At 41.7% G+C, this 19,951-nt stretch carries 22 protein-coding genes and 1 pseudogene; 12 read left to right on the plus strand and 11 right to left on the minus strand.

The genetic code is table 11. The features are described from left to right. A pseudogene (locus C0V77_RS21970) lies at positions 1-598 on the minus strand (gliding motility-associated C-terminal domain-containing protein); the annotation flags it as partial. Positions 599-862: 264 nt separating this feature from the next. On the opposite strand from C0V77_RS21970, the gene C0V77_RS21975 reads away from it, so the two are divergent. Genes C0V77_RS21975 through C0V77_RS21985 form a run of 3 tightly spaced genes read left to right on the plus strand, consistent with a single transcriptional unit; the run spans position 863 to position 4,470 of the window. After that, the gene (locus tag C0V77_RS21975; protein ID WP_101728549.1) at positions 863-1,654 is read left to right on the plus strand and encodes a succinate dehydrogenase cytochrome b subunit; all 792 of its coding nucleotides are present in this window, start codon (positions 863-865) and stop codon (positions 1,652-1,654) included. 25 nt (positions 1,655-1,679) lie between these two features. Then, on the plus strand, positions 1,680-3,662 hold the full coding sequence (locus C0V77_RS21980) for a fumarate reductase/succinate dehydrogenase flavoprotein subunit (protein ID WP_101728550.1): 1,983 nt from the start codon (positions 1,680-1,682) through the stop codon (positions 3,660-3,662). A 55-nt stretch (positions 3,663-3,717) separates the two neighbouring features. Further along, positions 3,718-4,470 (plus strand): succinate dehydrogenase/fumarate reductase iron-sulfur subunit, encoded by a 753-nt coding sequence (locus C0V77_RS21985; RefSeq protein WP_216824463.1) that lies wholly within the window; start codon positions 3,718-3,720, stop codon positions 4,468-4,470. A 73-nt stretch (positions 4,471-4,543) separates the two neighbouring features. Here C0V77_RS21985 and C0V77_RS21990 read toward each other — a convergent pair whose 3' ends face one another. The 5 genes from C0V77_RS21990 to C0V77_RS22010 all read right to left on the minus strand — a co-directional run bounded on the left by C0V77_RS21990 (position 4,544) and on the right by C0V77_RS22010 (position 9,744). Continuing rightward, positions 4,544-5,533 carry a bile acid:sodium symporter family protein gene (locus C0V77_RS21990; protein ID WP_216824462.1) on the minus strand — a complete coding sequence of 330 codons (990 nt, stop codon included), beginning with the start codon at positions 5,531-5,533 and terminating at the stop codon, positions 4,544-4,546. A gap of 92 nt (positions 5,534-5,625) precedes the next feature. Continuing rightward, entirely contained in the window at positions 5,626-6,750 is a 1,125-nt protein-coding gene (gene dnaN / locus C0V77_RS21995) for a DNA polymerase III subunit beta (RefSeq protein WP_101728552.1), read from the minus strand. Positions 6,751-6,931: 181 nt separating this feature from the next. Then, positions 6,932-7,768 carry a phytoene/squalene synthase family protein gene (locus C0V77_RS22000; protein WP_101728553.1) on the minus strand — a complete coding sequence of 279 codons (837 nt, stop codon included), beginning with the start codon at positions 7,766-7,768 and terminating at the stop codon, positions 6,932-6,934. A gap of 35 nt (positions 7,769-7,803) precedes the next feature. Beyond that, positions 7,804-9,300 (minus strand): NAD(P)/FAD-dependent oxidoreductase, encoded by a 1,497-nt coding sequence (locus C0V77_RS22005; protein ID WP_101728554.1) that lies wholly within the window; start codon positions 9,298-9,300, stop codon positions 7,804-7,806. Positions 9,301-9,420: 120 nt separating this feature from the next. Further along, on the minus strand, positions 9,421-9,744 hold the full coding sequence (locus C0V77_RS22010) for a hypothetical protein (protein WP_101728555.1): 324 nt from the start codon (positions 9,742-9,744) through the stop codon (positions 9,421-9,423). Positions 9,745-10,178: 434 nt separating this feature from the next. Between C0V77_RS22010 and C0V77_RS22015 the strand changes: the two genes are divergently transcribed. Further along, positions 10,179-11,306, plus strand: a complete 1,128-nt coding sequence (locus tag C0V77_RS22015) for an aspartate aminotransferase family protein (protein WP_101728556.1) — start codon at positions 10,179-10,181, stop codon at positions 11,304-11,306. Here the strand turns inward: C0V77_RS22015 and C0V77_RS22020 are convergent. Then, positions 11,296-12,090 carry a methyltransferase domain-containing protein gene (locus tag C0V77_RS22020; RefSeq protein WP_229236348.1) on the minus strand — a complete coding sequence of 265 codons (795 nt, stop codon included), beginning with the start codon at positions 12,088-12,090 and terminating at the stop codon, positions 11,296-11,298. The two genes, C0V77_RS22015 and C0V77_RS22020, sit on opposite strands and share 11 nt — an antisense overlap. A gap of 104 nt (positions 12,091-12,194) precedes the next feature. On the opposite strand from C0V77_RS22020, the gene C0V77_RS22025 reads away from it, so the two are divergent. Next, positions 12,195-12,677: a DUF456 domain-containing protein gene (locus C0V77_RS22025; RefSeq protein ID WP_101728558.1), complete on the plus strand. Its 483-nt coding sequence runs from the start codon at positions 12,195-12,197 to the stop codon at positions 12,675-12,677. A 6-nt stretch (positions 12,678-12,683) separates the two neighbouring features. Here the strand turns inward: C0V77_RS22025 and C0V77_RS22030 are convergent, their stop codons facing one another. Beyond that, positions 12,684-13,208 carry a GNAT family N-acetyltransferase gene (locus C0V77_RS22030; protein WP_101728559.1) on the minus strand — a complete coding sequence of 175 codons (525 nt, stop codon included), beginning with the start codon at positions 13,206-13,208 and terminating at the stop codon, positions 12,684-12,686. Between the two features lie 358 nt (positions 13,209-13,566). On the opposite strand from C0V77_RS22030, the gene C0V77_RS22035 reads away from it, so the two are divergent. The 4 genes from C0V77_RS22035 to C0V77_RS22050 all read left to right on the plus strand — a co-directional run bounded on the left by C0V77_RS22035 (position 13,567) and on the right by C0V77_RS22050 (position 16,932). Continuing rightward, positions 13,567-14,283 carry an OmpA family protein gene (locus tag C0V77_RS22035; RefSeq protein ID WP_101728560.1) on the plus strand — a complete coding sequence of 239 codons (717 nt, stop codon included), beginning with the start codon at positions 13,567-13,569 and terminating at the stop codon, positions 14,281-14,283. A gap of 123 nt (positions 14,284-14,406) precedes the next feature. Further along, complete coding sequence (locus tag C0V77_RS22040; protein ID WP_101728561.1) at positions 14,407-15,594, plus strand: AI-2E family transporter; 1,188 nt, start codon at positions 14,407-14,409, stop codon at positions 15,592-15,594. A 165-nt stretch (positions 15,595-15,759) separates the two neighbouring features. Next, complete coding sequence (locus tag C0V77_RS22045; RefSeq protein ID WP_158237991.1) at positions 15,760-16,416, plus strand: porin family protein; 657 nt, start codon at positions 15,760-15,762, stop codon at positions 16,414-16,416. Between the two features lie 60 nt (positions 16,417-16,476). After that, on the plus strand, positions 16,477-16,932 hold the full coding sequence (locus C0V77_RS22050) for a hypothetical protein (RefSeq protein WP_101728563.1): 456 nt from the start codon (positions 16,477-16,479) through the stop codon (positions 16,930-16,932). A gap of 366 nt (positions 16,933-17,298) precedes the next feature. Here the strand turns inward: C0V77_RS22050 and C0V77_RS22055 are convergent, their stop codons facing one another. Further along, the gene (locus tag C0V77_RS22055; RefSeq protein WP_101728564.1) at positions 17,299-17,553 is read right to left on the minus strand and encodes a GlsB/YeaQ/YmgE family stress response membrane protein; all 255 of its coding nucleotides are present in this window, start codon (positions 17,551-17,553) and stop codon (positions 17,299-17,301) included. A gap of 129 nt (positions 17,554-17,682) precedes the next feature. After that, complete coding sequence (locus tag C0V77_RS22060) at positions 17,683-18,045, minus strand: response regulator (protein ID WP_101728597.1); 363 nt, start codon at positions 18,043-18,045, stop codon at positions 17,683-17,685. 229 nt (positions 18,046-18,274) lie between these two features. Here C0V77_RS22060 and C0V77_RS22065 point away from each other — a divergent pair, with 229 nt between their 5' ends. From C0V77_RS22065 to C0V77_RS22075, 3 genes are all read left to right on the plus strand, one after another. After that, positions 18,275-18,583 (plus strand): YtxH domain-containing protein, encoded by a 309-nt coding sequence (locus tag C0V77_RS22065; RefSeq protein ID WP_101728565.1) that lies wholly within the window; start codon positions 18,275-18,277, stop codon positions 18,581-18,583. A 79-nt stretch (positions 18,584-18,662) separates the two neighbouring features. After that, a complete protein-coding gene (locus tag C0V77_RS22070; RefSeq protein ID WP_101728566.1) occupies positions 18,663-19,019 on the plus strand; it encodes a phage holin family protein in 357 nt (118 codons plus the stop codon). Continuing rightward, a complete protein-coding gene (locus C0V77_RS22075; RefSeq protein ID WP_101728567.1) occupies positions 19,009-19,536 on the plus strand; it encodes a hypothetical protein in 528 nt (175 codons plus the stop codon). The genes C0V77_RS22070 and C0V77_RS22075 overlap by 11 nt, the downstream gene beginning before the upstream one ends. Here the strand turns inward: C0V77_RS22075 and C0V77_RS22080 are convergent. Then, entirely contained in the window at positions 19,523-19,939 is a 417-nt protein-coding gene (locus tag C0V77_RS22080; RefSeq protein ID WP_101728568.1) for a response regulator, read from the minus strand. The genes C0V77_RS22075 and C0V77_RS22080 overlap by 14 nt on opposite strands. Positions 19,940-19,951 lie beyond the last annotated feature (12 nt).

A 19,951-nucleotide genomic window follows, 5' to 3' on the forward strand; every position in this document is an offset into this window, starting at 1 on the left:
CACCGTTCGACCCATCCGTTCTCCCTCTTTTGGGCATCGTTAAACGGTAAGCCAGGCTGTCGCCGTCGGCATCAAATGCACCCGGGTTATGGATGAATCTTCTGCCTACTCCGGCTGTATCTACCGGAATATTCAGCAGAACCGGCGTATTGTTCAGACCCAGTGCCCCGTTCACCACGATAGTGGTTTCTACAAAAAAACTAATCTGGTCGGTTGGGCCCTGAAGGTTAACTGTGTTGGCGTTTCGGTTGGTGATGGCACAGGAGATGGTGTAACGACCCGGACCGGGAAAGGTATAGGTGGTGTCGTAAACGTTGCACATGGTCCCTGAATTAATCAGAAACTTCTTTCTGCGTTTAACCTCAAAAAGAGGTACCCCGGTTACGCCAAAAGAAAACTGCGACGTATTGGCGGCATCGTTGGCTTGCACACCGTTTATCTGGTCGGTATAAGTAGTTAAAGTGATTCTGTAAGTTAGGGTAGTTGATGAAATTCTTTTTGCGGTTATCTCACCTGCGCGTAAGTGTGTGGCCTGTACCTGTGAGATTGCAAAAAAACTGAAAATAACAGAAAAAAAAGAGAATTTCAATGCTTTCATGAGCTCGCATTTAGGATTATCCGTAAATATAAACGAAAAAAAAACTTATTCGTTGTATCTGAAAGGTTTAGTATTATGAAATCATTCCGAATAAAAACCAGCCCTTGCCACAGTAAATGCCTGTTTTAAAAAAAGGGCTTTATTTTTATTGATTCTAAATAGTTTGTGGCTTACTTTTGACCCGCAAATGTAATTGTACTTTTCTAAGTATTTTTACTTAATAGCAAAATAGTTGAACCTTTAGTTTTCAAACTGGAATAAAGTATGTCTTGGCTTACAAAAACATTATCAAGCTCTATAGGGAAAAAGGTTCTGATGTCGTTGACCGGTCTTTTTCTTTGTACTTTTCTTGTAGTACACCTTTCGGGCAATTTACAGCTTTTCAAAAAAGACGGCGGTTATAGTTTCAATACTTATGCTGTCTTCATGACCTCGTTTCCTCCTATCAAGGTTATTTCTTATTTAAACTATTTTTTCATCTTATTTCACGCTTTCTGGGGATTGTACCTTGAGTATCAGAACCGTAAGGCTCGCCCTGTAAGATACGCTGTTGTAAGAAATTCTTCGTCGTGGTCCAGCCGCAACATGGCTATTTTAGGAACTGTTCTATTGGTTTATATTGTTGTTCACATGGGTGACTTCTGGTATAAATATCACAATGAGCCGCTTCCTTATGTACAATATGTTGAAGACGTAAGAACAGGAGAAGTAGCAGCCAGTGAAATGCCTTCTACGTACACACAGGAGGTTAAAAAGGTTGAAATAAGTGATCTGGAAACAGGAACGCACCTGGTAATTGTGAAAGACCTCTATAAAGTAGTTTCAGTGGCTTTCCAGAATCCTTTGCTTGTTATACTTTATATTGTAGGTATGATTGCTCTGGCTTACCACTTGTATCATGGGTTTCAGAGTGCGTTTCAGACACTGGGCTGGAACCACCCCAAATACACGCCACTGGTAAGATTTATCAGTACCTGGATTTTTGCCATCCTTATTCCTATCGGTTATGCGGCAATGCCAGTTTTCTTTTATGTAAAACACTTAATGGGTAATTGATTCTCAGACTAATTGATATACTGATATGTCCAATAAATTAGATGCCAAAATTCCCGCAACTCCTTTAGCGGAAAAATGGACAAAATATCGTTCTACTGTGTCGCTGGTGAATCCTGCCAATAAACGCAGTATAGAAATAATTGTAGTGGGTACAGGTCTGGCTGGCGCTTCAGCAGCAGCAACGCTAGCCGAGCTTGGTTATAAAGTAAAAGCTTTTTGTTTTCAGGATTCACCCCGCAGAGCACACTCTATTGCGGCTCAGGGTGGTATAAATGCAGCAAAGAATTATCAGAATGACGGTGACTCGGTTTACCGTCTGTTTTATGATACCATAAAAGGTGGCGATTACCGCGCCAGAGAAGCTAACGTGCATCGTCTGGCTGAGGTGTCTGGTAATATCATTGACCAATGTGTGGCGCAGGGTGTTCCGTTTGCCCGTGAGTACGGTGGGTTGCTTTCTAACCGCTCATTTGGTGGTACACAGGTACAACGTACATTTTACGCTGCCGGCCAGACAGGCCAACAATTGTTGCTGGGAGCTTATTCTGGTTTAGAACGCCAGGTAGGTATTGGTACAGTAACCATGTATAGCCGCCATGAAATGCTTGACGTGGTAATGATAGACGGTAAAGCCCGTGGTATTATTGCCCGGAATCTGGTTACCGGTGAGTTGGAACGCCATTTCGGGCATGCCGTATTGTTATGTACAGGTGGATACGGAAACGTTTTCTACCTCTCAACCAATGCTATGGGCAGCAATGTTACGGCAGCCTGGAAAGCCCATAAAAAAGGTGCTTACTTCGGCAACCCTTGCTTTACGCAGATTCACCCTACTTGTATTCCGGTATCAGGCGACCACCAGTCAAAACTGACGCTGATGTCGGAGTCATTGCGAAATGACGGACGTATCTGGGTTCCGAAACAAAAAGATGACAAACGCGCTGCCAACGATATACCTGAAGAAGAAAGAGACTATTACCTTGAGCGCCGTTATCCGGCTTTTGGTAACCTTGTACCGCGCGACATCGCCTCTCGTGCTGCTAAAGAACGTTGCGATGCCGGCTATGGTGTAGGTGCCTCTAAAATGGCTGTTTATCTTGACTATGCCTCGGCTATTGAGCGATACGGTAAAATTGAAGCCAATAAAAGAGGGTTGCATCACGCATCAAAAGAGGAAATTACCTTGATGGGTAAAGCCGTAGTAAAAGAGAAATACGGTAACCTTTTTGATATGTACAAACAGATTACCGGTGAAGACCCATACGAGGTTCCGATGCGTATATATCCGGCTGTTCACTATACCATGGGCGGCCTTTGGGTTGATTATAACCTGATGACCACCGTACCCGGACTATATGCTCTTGGCGAAGCGAATTTCTCAGACCACGGTGCTAACCGCCTGGGTGCTTCGGCGCTGATGCAGGGTCTGGCTGATGGTTACTTTGTGATTCCGTACACGATTGGCTCCTATCTTTCTGGAGAAATACGGACGAAAGCTATTCCGACAGACCATCCTGCTTTTGTGGAAGCAGAAAACGCCGTAAAAGAAAGAATAAATAAGTTTTTGAATATTAAAGGTAAACAATCACCTGAGTCTTTCCATAAACGCCTGGGTAAAATCATGTGGGATAAATGTGGTATGGCACGTAACGAGCAAGGCCTGAAAGAAGCGATTGAGGAAATAAGAGCTTTGAAAAAAGAATTCTGGTCTGATTTACGCGTGATGGGTGACGCTGATGAGTTTAACCCTGAACTGGATAAAGCCGGACGTGTAGCCGACTTTATAGAATTAGGTGAACTGATGTGCCTTGATGCCCTTAACAGAAACGAGTCTTGCGGTGGACACTTCCGCGAGGAATACCAAACCGAAGAAGGTGAGGCGCTTCGTGATGATGAAAACTATATGTATGTAGCCGCATGGGAATATGCTGGAGAAAGCCAATGGACCTTGAATAAAGAACCGCTGGTTTACGAAAACATTAAAATTGCGCAACGTAGTTATAAATAACCCTTTGCCCCGGCAGGGGTGAATTTAAAATATTTACTTTATGTCAGAAGGTAATATGAACCTCACACTGAAAGTGTGGAGACAAAAAAATTCAAAAACTAACGGTAGCCTTGAAACCTACCCCGTGAGTGGTATATCAGAAGACATGTCTTTTCTTGAAATGTTTGACGTACTGAACGAACGTCTGGTTTCTGAAGGAAAAGAACCGATTGCCTTTGACCATGACTGCCGCGAAGGTATCTGTGGTATGTGTTCAATGTATATCAATGGCCGCCCTCATGGCCCGCTTGAAGGCGTTACCACTTGCCAGTTACATATGCGTAGCTTTAAAGACGGCGATACCATTGTGGTTGAACCCTGGAGAGCAATGGCTTTTCCGGTTATAAAAGACCTGGTTGTAGACAGAGGTGCGCTTGACCGTATTGTTGCATCTGGCGGATATATTTCTGTTAATACCGGTAACGCGCAGGATGGGAACGCTATTCCGGTTCCGAAAGAAGATGCAGATAAAGCATTTGCTGCTGCAGCTTGTATCGGTTGCGGCGCTTGCGTAGCGGCTTGTAAAAATGCGTCTGCCATGCTTTTTGTATCTGCCAAAGTTTCGCAACTGGCTCTTTTACCTCAAGGACAACCTGAGCGTGAAGAAAGAGCTATTAAAATGGTAGCGCAAATGGATGCAGAAGGTTTTGGAGCATGTACAAATACCGGTGCCTGTGCCATTGAGTGTCCGAAAGAGATTTCGCTTGAAAACATAGCGCGTTTAAACCGCGAATATCTGGGAGCAAGCATTGCTTCAACAGTTGCTTAAAATACATCAAGCCAGCTTAAGGCCTGATTTAATATACAAACGCCTGTCATTTTCCGGATGACAGGCGTTTTTTTTATTGCTGTGCTTTCGCAAACTTTTGAGCCATTATGCTGGCGGCAATCAGCTGCAAAGCATGATAAACCATGAGCGGTAAAAGAATGATACCAATAATAATGCTTTGGGTAAACAACACTTTTGACATGACAGTGCCGTGTACTAACGATTTCTTTGAGCCACAGAACATCACTGTAATGGTATCGGCCATATCGAACCCCAGCAATTTAGCAATAAAGCGGGTTATGATAATAACTGCAAAGAACAAGCCAAGCAAACCGGCCATCAACAGAATGAGCTCAATAAACGATAAATGCCTGAACAGATTCAAAGCAAAAGACTTACAAAAAGAGGTATAAATAATGACCAGAATGATAGACTGGTCGAAGTTCTTCAGAGCGGTTTTGTGTTTATCAGCCAGCCAGCCCAGGCGCTTATTTAGCAGCAGACCTATTACCAGTGGCAATAATACCTGCAGGCAAAGTTTGATAACGATGCTTTGGGTGTCAAAACCGCCGGTATCGGCAGCAACAAAAATACCTACCCATAGCGGCGTCATAAACAAGCCTATCAGACTTGATATACTGGCATTAAAAATGGCCGAAGGCACATTACCGTTGGCCATTGAAACCATGACAACAGATGATGAAACCGTAGATGGCAAAGCCGCGAGGTAGAAAATTCCGAGCCAGAGATTTTCTGTATCTGCTCCTTTAAATAAGGGCTTTACCAGTAATGCGATGAGTGGAAACAATACAAAAGTAGTAAGCTGAATTACGAGGTGCATTTTCCAGTTGGCCAGGCCTTTCTTAAGTTTATCTATACTTAGCTTAAGCCCATAAAAGAAGAAAATGCCCGACACTCCATAATTGGCTAGTTCTTCTAAGGAAAAAGGCTCTTGCATAATGCCAAAAGAAGGGAAATAATAGGCCAGGACAACCATCAGAATAATGGCGCCTAAAAACCAGTCGAGACCGATACGAGAGAAAAAATTGCTTATCTTGTTCACAATTACTGACGGTTTTAGAATACTGAATCAAAAAAGTAAAAGCCCTACAAACCATTACTGGCTTATAGGGCTTTTGCATATCAATTAGCGGCTTATGCGTATGTATTTAACATTACCGGCATTACAAGCATCAAGGTATCTTCGTTATCAACTTTTTCTACAGGTATAATCAGACCGGCACGATTCGGCTGTGACATTTCAAGTGAGATATTCTTAACGCTCAGATTGTTGAGCATTTCTATCAAAAACTTGGCATTGAAACCAATCTCAATGTCGTCGCCGTCATATTCACAAGCCAGCTTTTCAGTTGCCTCATTTGAATAATCCAGGTCTTCTGCCGAAATAACCAGCTCGTTCTGTGATATTTTAAGGCGAATCTGATGCGTAGTTTTATTTGAGTAAATAGAAATACGTTTCAGGGTGCTCAACAATTCGGTGCGCTCAATTTTTAATTTATTAGGGTTGTTCTGAGGGATAACGTTTTCGTAATCAGGGAAACGCTCGTCTATCAGGCGGCAAATCATTTTTATATTGCCAAAACTAAAAAAAGCATTCGAATTACTGAATTCAGCCTTTACAGGCAATACTTCACCCGGCAAAGAAGACTTCAGGAGGTTAAGCGCCTTGCGCGGCAGAATCATTGAAGTACTGTTAGGCGAAGTAATATCTGTGCGTCGGTATCGTATCAATCGGTGTCCGTCAGTCGCTACAAAGGTAGTGGCTTTGTCTGAAGCCTGAACGAATACGCCGGTCATGGCAGGGCGGAGGTCGTCTGTGCTGGTGGCAAAGATAGTATTGGCAATGGCTGTACCCAGTATGTCTGAGTCCATTTCAATACTGAAATTTCTGTTGACCTGTGGCACACGAGGAAAATCCATCGGGTTTTCACCGGCTAGCTTATAACGGCCATTGGCGGTTACGAGTTCGGTGCCGAAGGTCTCTTCGTCAACATTAATCTGAACCGGCTGTTCAGGAAGGCTTCTCAGGGTATCAAGCAAAAGGCGGGCGGGTACAGCAAAAGATCCGGTATCGCGAGAATCAACCTCAAATTCGGTGATCATAACCGTTTGCATATCTGAAGCCGTTACCATTAAGTTGCCCTTGTCAAGCTGAAACAAAAAGTTTTCAAGAATAGGAACTATCGGGTTACTGGCAATGACACCATTGATGGTAGAAAGGTGTCTGAGCAGAGCAGATGAGGAAACAACAAACTTCATGTGTATATGCGTTTTTCTATTAAGTATCTCATTATCAATCCTTCACACAAAATACCATAAAAAGTAGCTTAGTTTGAGGATAAGTGAGCAAAAGTAGAAAAAAAATCACATATTACCCAAGTATAAGACAACAAAAAGCTTGCCGGCTTATTAACCGGCAAGCAGAGTATTGAGGTTAAATTCAGATGACATTAAAGCCGCTCTGCACCCAGGTTTTGGCTAGAAGAGCCAGTTTAATTGTACCAGGTACGCGTATTCGTTCCTGTTGAATCCGGGCAGCAGAAAGACTACGGATACGGCCAAAGAGTTTCAGATAATAGCAGTAGGCCAGGTATACGCCTTTTCTGGCGCCAGATGGTAGTGCCATTATACCAATGTAGGCATCATCAAAATCTTTCTGGATATCCTGCTCTATTTGTGTTTTGGCCGAAACGCCAAATTCGCTGAAATCTACATTCGGGAAATACACCCGCCCTCTTTCCATAAAATCGCTCTGCATATCTCGCAGAAAATTCACTTTCTGGAACGCCGCACCCAGGCTGCGGGCATGGTCTTTCAGTTTTTCATACATCGGCTCGTCTCCTTCACAAAACACCCGCAGGCACATCAAGCCCACTACCTCGGCCGAACCATAAATGTATTTGTTATAATTTTTATTGTCGTAGGCGGTATTAGAAAGGTCCATTTCCATGCTGTCAAGAAATGCGTCTATCAACTCCTGCTCAATTTTAAATTGCTTTACTACTTTTTGAAAAGAATGCAAAACAGGGTTGAGGCTGATGCCTTCTTCTATGGCTAAATAGGTTTCGTGGCGGTATCGGTCAAGCAAAGTCTTTTTGTCGAAATCATGGAAAGTATCAACAATTTCGTCAGCATATCTTACAAACCCGTAAATTCCGTAGATAGGGTCATGAAATTTACGGCTAAGTGTTTGTATACCCAGTGTAAATGAAGTACTGTAGTATTTGGTTATGAGCTTACTACAGGCAAAGGTGGTTTTTTCAAACAAACTAAACATATTTTGGTCTGTTAAAAGGTTGGGTAAAATCTATATTAGGCAATTGAAACTTCTTTTTGAGCTTTTCCAAACTCTTTTAATACCTCATTGGCCACTACCTGACCCGAAATTAAAGATGGAGGAACACCCGGCCCGGGAACTGTCAGCTGACCCGTGTAGTAGAGGTTCCTCACCTTTTTATTTTTTAAACTCGGTTTCAGAAACGCCGTTTGCAGCAGGGTATTGGCCAACCCATAGGCATTTCCGCGGAACGAGTGATATTCGCTTTTAAAATCGCTCACGGCAAAGCTGCGTTTATATACCACGTGTTCTTTTATGTTATGCCCCACGTAGTTTTCAAGCCGTGCCATTACCATATCGTAATACTTCTCACGCACGGTTTCATTGTCTTCCAGGTCTGGGGCGATGGGAATAAGAATGAACAGATTCTCTGAACCTTCCGGTGCTACTGAGGCATCAGTCTTTGAGGGCGCCGAAACATAGAACAACGGCTTTGAAGGCCATTGCGGACTAGTATATATTTCTCTGGCATGCTGGTTAAAGTCTTCATCAAAAAATAAATTATGATGTATCAGCTTATCAATCTTTCTATCTACACCCAGATAAAAGAGCAACGAAGAAGGAGCCATTGTACGGCTTTGCCAATAGCTATCGCTGTAGTTCCGGTAGGGTTTATCCAGCAGGTTTGTTTCTATATGGTGGTAGTCTGCGCCACCAATTACTACATCTGCATCATACCGGCCGGTTTTGGTTATTACCTTTTGAGCCATACCATTCTGAACTACAATCTGCGTTACCTCTTCGTTCAGGTGGATACCCACACCTTTTTCTTCAGCCAGTTGCACCATGGCTTTTACAATTTCGTGCATACCCCCCATCGGATACCAGGTACCCAGCGCTATTTCTGCATAGTTCATTAAACTATACAAAGCAGGCGTGTTTTGTGGCGTGGCTCCCAGAAAAAGAATCGGAAACTCCATTAACTGCAGGAGCTTTTTGCTGTTGAAAAACTTTCGGATATGCTTGCCAAACGAGGCAAATAAATCAAGGCTCAGGGCTTTGGTTAGTAGCCGAAAATCAAAAAATTCGGTAATCGACAAGCTGGGTTTCCAGACAAACTCTCCTACGCCAACTTCATACTTGTATTTCGACTCTTCCAAAAATGCTTCCAGCTTTTTACTGCTCCCGGGTTCTATGGTGTCAAAAAGTGTTTTCAGTTCGTTCAGATTGGCCGGTAGGTCAATGTCGTCTTCCGGTCCAAAAATCACTTTGTATGACGGGTTAAGCCTTACCAGATTATAGTAATCAGAAACCTTCTTACCATAGGTAGCAAAATATTGTTCAAATACGTCGGGCATCCAATACCAGCTGGGGCCCATGTCGAACATAAAGCCTTTCTCTTCAAAAATACGGGCACGCCCGCCTGCCATTGAGTTTTTTTCAAGTATTACCACTTCGTAACCTTCGTCAGCCAGTTTGGTTGCTGCTGACAACCCCGCAAATCCTGCCCCTATTACTACAGCTTTTTTCATTCAGAAATACCGGTTATTGCATTGTTAATTGTATAAACTTAGTTTGTTTAATTTTGTTTTCAAAAAGTTAAACAATTTATTTTCTTAGGTAAGATGCCTACTGCCCACAATCAGAAATTATCACTTTTTAAGTGTCGGGTATTCGTCTATCCCCAGGGTGGTTAGCTTCGGGTTAAGTGTTTTGGGAATAATAACTACCTGAAAGAATTTGGTTTTCATAGCGTCAAAGTCACACACAAATTTGTTTTTTGATTTCAATGCTCTATAAACGGCCGTGTAATTGACCTTCTTTTGCTCCCAGCCATTTATAGCCAGATTGGTCTGCACACATTCAATAGCTCTTTTAAGATTAGAGAAATAGACTGTAAATGGTTCCCGCTTTCTGACATCATTCAATGTACCAATGTATTGAATGGTAACTTCGTAAATAACTGATTGCCTCATAGAACATACAACTTAGTAATGTACCTGCCAGGTAAAAGAAGGCTTTACTTACTAAAACTACATATAAAAATAGAGTTTTTGACAAATTATTTGATAATTATTCTCAACCACAATAAAATCAATTGTAACACGTTATTATATCGTATTTCATTTAGTTATAAGAGAAAAAGCCTGAACATTTCATTTGTCGGGCTTTTTCTTTTGGTGGATGAGCTTATTTCTACGTTCTCCTGCCGACTTAAAACTCTGGGGCATCAACCGCACCGGCGCGAGTTATCCACATACCAACACACTTATCCACAGCATATTTTTAGTAGTTGCCTGTCATAATCTTTCGATTTTCCCCTGATTTTTCATAATAAATTGAGAACTTTGCCAGCTCATTTAAAATAGGCTGTAAAAAGGCCGCATTATCTTAAAAAAACCAATTTCAAATGACGCTTTTTAATGTGTATCCCCTTTATGACATTGAGCCGGTAAAGGCTCAGGGTTCTTATCTATGGGATAAGAACGGACAGGAGTATTTAGATTTATATGGTGGTCATGCCGTTATTTCAATAGGCCACACGCACCCTGTTTATGTCCGAAGGCTTACACAACAATTAAAAAACATTGGTTTTTATTCAAATTCTGTTAAAATTCCGTCGCAGGAAGAACTGGCAGATAAACTTGGTAAAATTTCAGGATTGAAAGATTATTACCTGTTTCTGGTAAACTCTGGCGCTGAAGCTAACGAGAATGCATTGAAGCTGGCTTCTTTTTATAATGGACGTAAAAAAGTAATTGCCTTTACCAAAGGGTTTCATGGCCGTACGTCTGCCGCTGTGGCCGTAACCGACAATCCTTCAATAAAGGCGCCCCTTAACTTTGCAGACCACGTGCAGATATTGCCGTTTAACAATGTGGAAGCGGTAAAGAAAGCCATTGACAATGAAACCTGCGCGGTAATTGTTGAGGGCATTCAGGGTGTGGGTGGTATTCAGGTGGCTAGCGATGCGTTTCTGAAAGCCATACGCACGGCTTGTGATAAAACAGGAGCCATTTTTATACACGACAGTGTACAGTGTGGATACGGCCGCTCGGGTAAGTTTTTCAGTTTTCAATACAGTGGTGTGAAACCTGATATTATATCAACAGCCAAAGGCATGGGTAACGGTTTCCCGATCGGGGCTATTCTTATATCGCCCAGGTTTGAGGCCAAGCATGGCATGCTGGGTACAACCTTTGGAGGTAATCATCTGGCCTGTACAGCTGCCAATGCAGTAATTGACGTTATAAAAAAAGAAAAACTGGTACAGAATGCCGCAGCCGTGGGCGATTATTTCTTTGAAAACCTGAAGCAGTTTAAGGGAATAAAAGAACTACGCGGCAAAGGATTAATGATAGGTATTGAGTTTGAACAACCGGTTGACCCTATCAGGAATTCTCTGCTTTTTGACCATAAAATATTTACGGGTGTAGCCGGGAAACACACCATGCGGTTGCTCCCCAGCCTTGCCCTTACAACCAAAGAGGCCGACATCTTTTTAGAAGCCCTGCATAAAGTTTTAGCTAAGGCTTAACAGCCTCAATGGCCAGCAGATACAATTTCATGGCCTGTGCTTTGTCAGCAATCCAGGTGTTATAATCCTGGATTGCTTTCCGCCGAACCTCTTCTGAAATAAACCCATCCTTCACAACCTGATTCCCACGTGTTTCTGCTACCACTGACCAGATTTCTGCATCACCTTTAAAACTAGCCTCTCCAACCCTGCTCATTTCATGTTGTTCAACGATTGTGACTGAATCCAGACCCAGGTCTTTGTAAATAGCGGGTAAATTATCAGCAATGGCGTTGTCATAACCGGCATCGGCCCGCCAGTTGAGAAATGCCTCATAAAAATCAAGCATTGACTGCGGTGGCTGTGGTGTCCATTCTATTCGGGTATGGTTATAATCAAGTATAGAAATTCGCCCGCCGGGCTTCAATAGATTTACCATATTTGAAACTACCTCTGCCGGGTTACTCACCCATTGCAAGGTTCGGGCCGCTATTACCAAATCAAATTTGTGGTCAGGGTTGTACGTGTTTATATCTGCCACTTCAAACGACAGATTGCTCAGAGTGGCATAATTTTTTGTGGCCATATTAATGAGGTGTTCGCTGAAATCGATTCCAACTACTTTACCATTTGGCCCTACCTGCCTGGCTACACCGGCAGTAATACTGCCCGAGCCACAGCCTACATCCAGCACTGACATACCTTCTTGCAGCAGTGGAATCAGTGACGAAAAGCTGTTTTCAACGGTACGGCGGTCAAGCACCTTGTTTGCTCCCTGCGGCATTTCTGCCCTTGTTTGAGACATCTGACTCATTACTTATTTGATAAATGGTTAATAATGCTTATTAAAAAATGGGGGGCCAACACAAAAAGCAATACATTTGTTTGTTCACATAAGCCTCTGAAAACATGGACATTGTACTATTAACTGTTGCCATTGTCTGCCTGCTGATTGGCCTTGCGGGGGCCGTTTTACCATTGCCCGGCCCACCGCTCAGCTTTGCAGGCATTGTTGCTTTGCATTTTACCAGATTTGCCCAATTCAGCGAAAACCTGCTCTGGACCCTGGGCTTGCTTACGCTTGTAGTAACAGTGCTCGACTACTACGTGCCCGTTTGGGGCACCAAAAAATTCGGTGGCTCAAGGTATGGGTCCTGGGGTAGTATGCTTGGCATGCTCATTGGTTTATTCTTTGGCCCCTTTGGCATCTTTATCGGTGCATTTGTTGGCGCATTGGTTGGCGAACTCCTTGCGGGTTCAACTTCTGAACAAGCCACCAAAGCTGCTATCGGGTCTTTTATAGGTTTTCTGGTGGGAATCGTTATGAAAGTAGCCCTTTGCCTGGTTATGATATGGTATGCCGGCAAAAACCTATGGTTTTATTTTAGTTAGGCCAGCTCAGGTATTTCGTTTCAGCTCCCACCTTAGCAGTTCATTCTCTACCCTAACCGATTGAAAACCTGCTTTTTGCAAAACTCTTTGCGAATGAAGCAAGTCGACAGGCGTATGTGCTACAATTGTATGCAGCTTGGGATGCATAAAAGCCCATTGGCTGATACACACCAGGGCTTCGGTAGCATAGCCTTTCCCTCTGTATTGTTGGCCTATTCCATAGCCCACCTCAGACTCCTGATTTTCATTAGGTAATCCGGTAAGACCAATGCCTCCAATTCCCACATTTTCTTCTTTCAACACCATAAGCCAGTTGGTAAACCACTGGTAATGCTGTGGGTTTTTCTCAACCGAGGGGATCCAGAAGTTTTGCAGGGCATCGTCAAACTCGTTCAGGAATAAAGGCTCCATAGCAATGCTTACTGAAGCAAGGCCCAGTTCTAGCGCCAGTGTGTCTGATTGCTGATATATACTTAAATGATGTAAATTTAAAGGGATGAGCTTTAAACGCTCAGATTGAATATAAAACATGATTGATAGTCTTTATTTGGATAAAAGAAAAGATCAGAACAAGTGAGAACTTGTCTTAAATTGTGCCGGTATATTGGTATTAAGCAATATCAGGCAGCAGACTATCGAGGAGTGAAGTATTAAATTTCAGAGGCAATAAATTACGCCTTAAAGGTATGAAAAAAAATTTAAAAAATAACCTAGACCTTAGTTGTAGCATATTTTACACAGTTCAATACAGGAAATTATCGACCCATAAACATTTAAAGCACATTAAGCTCACGCTTAAACCGCTACCTATCAACCTTTTGCATTGCCACCGTATAAATCTGGCACATTTCTTTAACAGACATTGAAGATTCATAAAATTCTAAATGTCATGAACCACACTAAATCCGTTTTTCAGCGAGGCCTTGCAGTATCGCTCTGTGGAGCCATACTATTGAGTTCTACTATCTCGTGTAATTCATTCAAGAAATTAACAAACGAACAAAAAGGCGCTATTATAGGCATAGGTACAGGTGCTGCCGCCGGTGCGGCTATTGGCAGCAAGAGTAAAAACCCGGCTGTTTATGCCATTATTGGTTCGGCGGTTGGCGGTGCTGCCGGGGTATTCATTGGCCGTTATATGGACAAACAGGCTGCTAAAATGAAAAAAGACCTGGAAGGTGTAGCTGAAGTTGAGCGTGTAGGCGAGGGTATTAAACTTACCATGAAGTCGGGTATATTGTTTGGCTTTGACTCGTACACATTAACACAGGCTTCAAAAGATAACCTCATTAAACTTTCGGAAACACTGAAGGAGTATGGCGATACCAATATTCTGGTTGGCGGCCATACTGACAACGTGGGTGCTGAAAACTACAACCTGAAGTTATCAGAAAAACGCGCCAATGCAGTTGCTGGTTTTTTAAGTAACAATGGTGTGAAACGCACCAGGATGTCGGTAATTGGATATGGGGAATCTACTCCTTTGGTTGATAATACCACAGAAAGCGGCCGTGATAAAAACCGCAGGGTAGAACTGGCTATTGTAGCGGACGAAAGCCTTAAAAAAGATGCCAAAAATGGCACTGGCGACATAGCCAAACAATAATAAGCGATTAACTAAAAAGCAGGTTTCAAACTTTTATTTGAAACCTGCTTTTTGTTTTGCTGCTTCAAAAACCAGTTGGCATAAGTTTTTGTTTAATTTAGTAAACTATAAAACTTTGTTTTCATGCCTCCACAACGTTTACCATTTAACTTGAAACTACCGCTTGCACTACTTTCAATTACCATTATTGTGTATTGGTTAAGTGTGTTGGAAGCCGTATTGGTGCCATTTATTATATCCATCATTCTGTCTATACTACTCTTCCCTGTCTGTGACTGGCTCGAAAAGCGGAAAGTAAACCGGGTGCTTGCCATTACAATTACGCTGGTTTTATTTGTTGTGCTTATAGCGGCCATCGTGTATCTGGCCTCTACACAGGTACGCGGTTTCTCAAAGATGATTCCACAGTTGATATCAAAAGTTGAACTGGCATATAAGAATCTGCTAAGCTGGACATCGAAAAAATTTGATTTGTCGATGGAAACCCAGGTTGACCAACTTAACAATTATACCGACCAGATTATTAATCAGGGTGGTGCAGTGGTGGGTACCGCGCTTTCTACTACATCAAACATGATCGGCAACATGTCTATCATGCCGGTGTATATGTTTTTTCTATTGCTTTACCGCGATTTCTTCAAAGAGTTTTTCTTTAAGGTGTTTAAGTCTACCAACAAAGACCGGGTAAACGAGATACTGGTTAAAATTTATGATGTCATTCATAGTTATTTATCTGGTGTTATTATTGTAACCATTATTGTTGGCACGCTCAATACCATCAGCTTGCTTCTGCTGGGTATTGAAGGCGCCATCTTCTTTGGTTTCCTGGCGGCAATTTTGCTAATTATTCCTTATATCGGTATTCTCATTGGCTCACTTCTTCCTATTGTTGTTGCACTGGTAACAAAAGACTCACCCATGTATGCAGTGGGTGTTGCGGCCTCTTTTTTTGCCGTGCAAATGCTTGAAGGCAACTTTATAACCCCCAATATTGTAGGTTCTAAAATCAGCATTAACCCACTGGCGGCTATTCTGGGCTTGCTGATGGGCGCCAGCCTTTGGGGTATTGCCGGCATGGCCCTGTGCCTACCCATTATTGCCATTATAAAAGTTGTTTTTGACTCGGTTCCCGATTTACAACCTTATGGCTTTTTAATGGGCGAACCCGCCAGCAGCGCTACCAGGATGGAAGAGAAGCGCAACAGAGCCAATAAAATTGAAAAAGAAATTGTTGAGACCATCAGTGAAACCACAGATGGCGTAAAAGCGCTATTCAAGAAAAAAGGTAACAACCAGAAAAAAAACAAATAAAAATTGCCTTAACCCACTTACCGGCTTGCTCATATTGTAGAGGGTTTTCCCCAGATGCAAGTGCTCGTTTTTCATAAAGTACTCATAATAAGCCACATACAAACTTGGCATATTAATTTTGACTGGGATAGTAACCATTTAACAATTAATAAATTTAAGCACGGTATGAAAAAAATTATTGCATTGGCATTTGTTTCTTTAATAAGTGCATCAGCATTTGCGCAAACTAAGGGTTTCACGGCGGGTTTAAGGCTGGGAACCAATCTATCGCAAGTGAGAGGAAACGACTTATCGATTACATCTGGCAATACTGTTTTTAATTTCAGAAACAACGAAAACAGAGCCTTTGGTTTTACAGGTGGTGTATTTTTAAGATTTGGTAAAACGTTCTTTTTACAACCGGAGATTCTGATTTCTCAGAAAGGCGGCAAGTATGAAATGTTCAACAACAATAACAACAGCACCACAACTGTCGATTTCAGAATGACCAACCTAGATTTCCCTTTACTTGTCGGTTTTAAACTGGGTAATGTGCTAAGAATCAATGCAGGCCCTATTGCCTCTTTTAATATCGGTAACGACGGCAACCTTGGCGAAGCAATTAAAGAAGCCAGCGGAGAAAGTACCGATGAGGTATTCAAGAAAGCGGTATTGGGGTATCAGGCAGGTGTAGGTTTTGATATCGGAAAAATCAACTTTGATGTTCGCTACGAAGGTAATGTAAACGACATTATTGATGTAAAATATAAAGATGCTGCCACGGCCAGCAAATTTGCCGCCAAAGGCAATTTGTTTCAGGCTACTGTGGGTTTCCATTTTTAACCTCCACAGCGTATCAGATACTATTAGTAAAATACATATCTAAATTATACACACTGAACAATGAAAACAAAAGTTATGCTGGCTTGTGCCCTTTTTGCTATCGGCACCATAGGCTTTACCTCTTGCTCAAGAGATGAAAAAAGAGAAGTAGCAGATACCGCCCAGGATACCCAGGACAAAGTAGAAGCCGAAGCTGAAAAAACTGCCGATGACATTAAAGACGGTGTTAATCAGACTTCTGAAGACATTAAACGTGAGAAAGATGAAATGGCTGCTAAAATTGAGAAGCAGCGATTAGAACTAAAAAAAGAGATTGATGAGGCGGAGGCAAAAGTTAAATCGGCCTCAGAAAAAGAAAAAGACAGATGGAAAGAAAGAAGAGAAAAACTAAAAGAGGAGCTTAACGACCTTGATAGTTCTCTTAAGGAAATCAGAAGCGATATGAAACAAGACTGGAAAGAGTTTAAGAAAAAACTGAACCAGAAAATAGATGATATTCAGAAAGATATTGACTAATAATAGGTGGTTTAGATTAGTAGCAATGGTTAGAAAAGCAGCGGATTTTATCTGCTGCTTTTTTTGTTTGTGGCTTTGTGCCGTTGTAAATCTTACGCATCCCTGCAATAGTTTTATACAGCGTACATTAAACACGACAGGCAAGATTATGGCTACGTAATACCCCTATTCTTTATGTTGTTAACCGGGTGTTTTTAAAACAGCCCCTACCCTATGAACAAAACTGCCGGTAATGGTACCCACCCGAATGGCAATTAAATGCGGATTAATTAGAAAAAAGCCAGTATAAAAAGCCCCCGGGGGACAAAAAAAACGGGAAATGCAGTTGAATGTGCATTTCCCGTTCTGAGTTAAACAAATAGCTGGCTAGGCCCTTCGTATCAACCCCACAATACCAAGTACTACCAAGGCGCCTATAACAGCTGTAAGAATATGTGCTATTGCACCCGTACCCAACGAGATACCAAGCGCTGCAAATAGCCAGCCACCTACCAGTGCGCCTATAATACCGACAATGATGTTGCCAATAAGGCCAAAACCGAAACCTCTTTTGATTTCGCCGGCCAGCCAACCTGCTATGGCTCCAATAATAATTGCATACAATAATCCTTGTCCTTCCATGTTTTTTGTGTTAAAGGGTTTAAAATAAACTGTTTATAAAACAATTCGATTTACTGCTTTTCTGACACGGATATACTGAAAGGTCATAAAAGTTGTGGGATTCAGTAAATCAAAATTTTTGTTTGCTTATTATAAAGAACTATCAATAGAAGCATAAGACAGGGGTTTTTCAATAAAGTTATGAGCCCCCACTTCTAACGCTTTTTCTTTAAGTTTACCAATGGCAGTTATCATAACTATTTTGGTATCAGGCAGTAACTTCTTGAATTCCGACAATTTTTCAATCCCCAGCCCATCAGGCAGGTTATTATCCAGAAAAACCCATTTGGGTTGTGGTGTCAGGCTACTGGCTTTTTCAAACCCATCCTGCAAAGTATGCGCATGAAAAGACTGTATTCCTTTCTTTTTCAAATACATCTTTATCAATAAGCAGGTATCTATTTCATCATCTACTATCAGGGCAGACAAACCATTTTCTTCTTCGCTTTTCATCTTTGCATAATTAACTTCTTTCTTGACTATTATAGAATAAAAAACTGTGCCAGCCCCATTTTTATTCATTTGGCAGGAGGGTAGTATTACACCCCAATAATGAGCAAAAAGTTCTACAAAATGGTTTGCGCCGTCATTTTATTGCACAAAATATGCTCTTTTAGCATAATGGAATAGGATTTTTACCTGTATATGCATCTTAATAAAAAACTTTTAAACATTAACTATTATGAAAAGTACTTCAAAAATCTTTTTGGGAGTTATCACGGCTGCAGCAGCCGGTGCAGTTATAGGAATGATGTTTGCCCCAGACAAAGGTGAGGAAATCCGCTCTAAAGTCAGAAAAACTGCTAACGAATTAGCCGACGAATTATTGAATGCGATTCGTCGTGGTAAAAACCAATACGAAGACACAAAAGATGAGCTACGCAATAAAGCATACGACCTGAAAGGTAAAGCGCAGCAAAAGTTTGATGATTTGGCCTCTGACGCCGAAGATCAATATAACTCTACAAAAAAGAAGCTTCAAATGGGCTAAGATCTTAAAAATAGCGTATGTCGAGTCAGTGAGCCAGGTTTAAACCCGGCTCACTATTTCAATTAAACAATCTGATGACATGGAAATATACAATGACATTAAAGAAAAAACAGAGGATGTCTTTGATGATTTATCCAATCATCTGGAAGCCCGATGGAATCTGGGAGTTCTGAATACCGTTGAAAAAGTTGCCGAAGGCATATCAACTGCCGCCTCTGCAATTGTACTGGGTGTGGCAGCAACTTTTGCACTTTTTTTTATAAGCCTGGGAGTAGCCTGGTTAATTGGCCAGCGCTTAAACAACCTGGCATTCGGATTATTTATTGTAGCCGGTGTTTATGTAGTTGCCGGATTTGTAATTTATCTGCAACGCAACAACCTGATTAAAATTCCAGTCATTAACTCTTTCATTCAGAAATTCTACTATGAAGACTAACATCAGAAATTTGAATGACCTGCGAGCCGAAAGAGCACGGCTAAAAAATGAGATTCAGCTTTCTCAATCAAAAATAAGAAGCAATTTTGATGCTATTAAAGAAGACCTGAGCCCTGCCCGCCATGCAGTGCGTTTTCTGGGAGACTTTCTGACCAACCGTAATAATGGTTTGTTGAATGTAGGCGTTGGGCTGGGTGTAGACACCATTGTGCGCCATGGCATTCTAAGGAGCTCGCCCTGGCCCATTAAGCTTCTGGTACCTTTCTTTTTGAAGAACTATGCAAGCAACATGATTCTCAAAAATAAAGATGCTATTATGGACAAAGGCCTGAACTGGGTAAAAAATGCAACTGACACCAAACCTAAGTTGGCAGAGCTTAACGGCGGCGCTTATATAGAAAATTACAAACCATCATTAATTGAAAAAGCATTAATGTGGGTAAAAGATAAAACCGCCGACAAACCTGCAACCCCGCCAACGGCCACACAAAGCAGGTTACCTGTTAATGCTTTGTAGGTATTGATGCTATGTTAAACCAGAACTTGTTTAGTTCGCCAATCATTTTCATGAGGCCTTCAAATGTAGAAGGCTTTGTTATAAAACAGTTTGCACCCAGAAAATAGCAATTTTTGATGTCTTCGGGTGAGTTTGAGGTAGTTAATATCAAAATAGGAATACTTCTAAACTTCGGATTCTCCTTAATCTCTTTTAGCGCCTCTCTTCCATCTTTTTTAGGCATATTCAAATCCAGAAGAATGATGCTTGGCAACTTCTTGGCCTTATGCAAAAAATCTACTAACTCCTGCCCGTTATCAACAAAAGATAATGGTGCCTCTATTCCGCTTTCTTCAAATGCAGATTTCAGTAAAAATTTGTCATCTTCATCGTCGTCCGCAATGAGGATTGATAATATGCTCATTCCTATATCCGA

This window comes from Emticicia sp. TH156, assembly GCF_002855535.1.
Classification (GTDB): domain Bacteria; phylum Bacteroidota; class Bacteroidia; order Cytophagales; family Spirosomataceae; genus Emticicia; species Emticicia fluvialis.

What these genes read in the sequence shown, in the direction of transcription:
- C0V77_RS21975 (WP_101728549.1), top strand. Translation starts at nt 863, where the DNA reads ATGTCTTGGCTTACAAAAACATTATCAAGCTCTATAGGGAAAAAGGTT.
- C0V77_RS21980 (WP_101728550.1), top strand. Translation starts at nt 1,680, where the DNA reads ATGTCCAATAAATTAGATGCCAAAATTCCCGCAACTCCTTTAGCGGAA.
- C0V77_RS21985 (WP_216824463.1), top strand. Translation starts at nt 3,718, where the DNA reads ATGAACCTCACACTGAAAGTGTGGAGACAAAAAAATTCAAAAACTAAC.
- dnaN (WP_101728552.1), bottom strand. Translation starts at nt 6,750, where the DNA reads ATGAAGTTTGTTGTTTCCTCATCTGCTCTGCTCAGACACCTTTCTACC.
- C0V77_RS22000 (WP_101728553.1), bottom strand. Translation starts at nt 7,768, where the DNA reads ATGTTTAGTTTGTTTGAAAAAACCACCTTTGCCTGTAGTAAGCTCATA.
- C0V77_RS22005 (WP_101728554.1), bottom strand. Translation starts at nt 9,300, where the DNA reads ATGAAAAAAGCTGTAGTAATAGGGGCAGGATTTGCGGGGTTGTCAGCA.
- C0V77_RS22010 (WP_101728555.1), bottom strand. Translation starts at nt 9,744, where the DNA reads ATGAGGCAATCAGTTATTTACGAAGTTACCATTCAATACATTGGTACA.
- C0V77_RS22015 (WP_101728556.1), top strand. Translation starts at nt 10,179, where the DNA reads ATGACGCTTTTTAATGTGTATCCCCTTTATGACATTGAGCCGGTAAAG.
- C0V77_RS22020 (WP_229236348.1), bottom strand. Translation starts at nt 12,090, where the DNA reads ATGTCTCAAACAAGGGCAGAAATGCCGCAGGGAGCAAACAAGGTGCTT.
- C0V77_RS22025 (WP_101728558.1), top strand. Translation starts at nt 12,195, where the DNA reads ATGGACATTGTACTATTAACTGTTGCCATTGTCTGCCTGCTGATTGGC.
- C0V77_RS22030 (WP_101728559.1), bottom strand. Translation starts at nt 13,208, where the DNA reads ATGTTTTATATTCAATCTGAGCGTTTAAAGCTCATCCCTTTAAATTTA.
- C0V77_RS22035 (WP_101728560.1), top strand. Translation starts at nt 13,567, where the DNA reads ATGAACCACACTAAATCCGTTTTTCAGCGAGGCCTTGCAGTATCGCTC.
- C0V77_RS22040 (WP_101728561.1), top strand. Translation starts at nt 14,407, where the DNA reads ATGCCTCCACAACGTTTACCATTTAACTTGAAACTACCGCTTGCACTA.
- C0V77_RS22045 (WP_158237991.1), top strand. Translation starts at nt 15,760, where the DNA reads ATGAAAAAAATTATTGCATTGGCATTTGTTTCTTTAATAAGTGCATCA.
- C0V77_RS22050 (WP_101728563.1), top strand. Translation starts at nt 16,477, where the DNA reads ATGAAAACAAAAGTTATGCTGGCTTGTGCCCTTTTTGCTATCGGCACC.
- C0V77_RS22055 (WP_101728564.1), bottom strand. Translation starts at nt 17,553, where the DNA reads ATGGAAGGACAAGGATTATTGTATGCAATTATTATTGGAGCCATAGCA.
- C0V77_RS22060 (WP_101728597.1), bottom strand. Translation starts at nt 18,045, where the DNA reads ATGAAAAGCGAAGAAGAAAATGGTTTGTCTGCCCTGATAGTAGATGAT.
- C0V77_RS22065 (WP_101728565.1), top strand. Translation starts at nt 18,275, where the DNA reads ATGAAAAGTACTTCAAAAATCTTTTTGGGAGTTATCACGGCTGCAGCA.
- C0V77_RS22070 (WP_101728566.1), top strand. Translation starts at nt 18,663, where the DNA reads ATGGAAATATACAATGACATTAAAGAAAAAACAGAGGATGTCTTTGAT.
- C0V77_RS22075 (WP_101728567.1), top strand. Translation starts at nt 19,009, where the DNA reads ATGAAGACTAACATCAGAAATTTGAATGACCTGCGAGCCGAAAGAGCA.
- C0V77_RS22080 (WP_101728568.1), bottom strand. Translation starts at nt 19,939, where the DNA reads ATGAGCATATTATCAATCCTCATTGCGGACGACGATGAAGATGACAAA.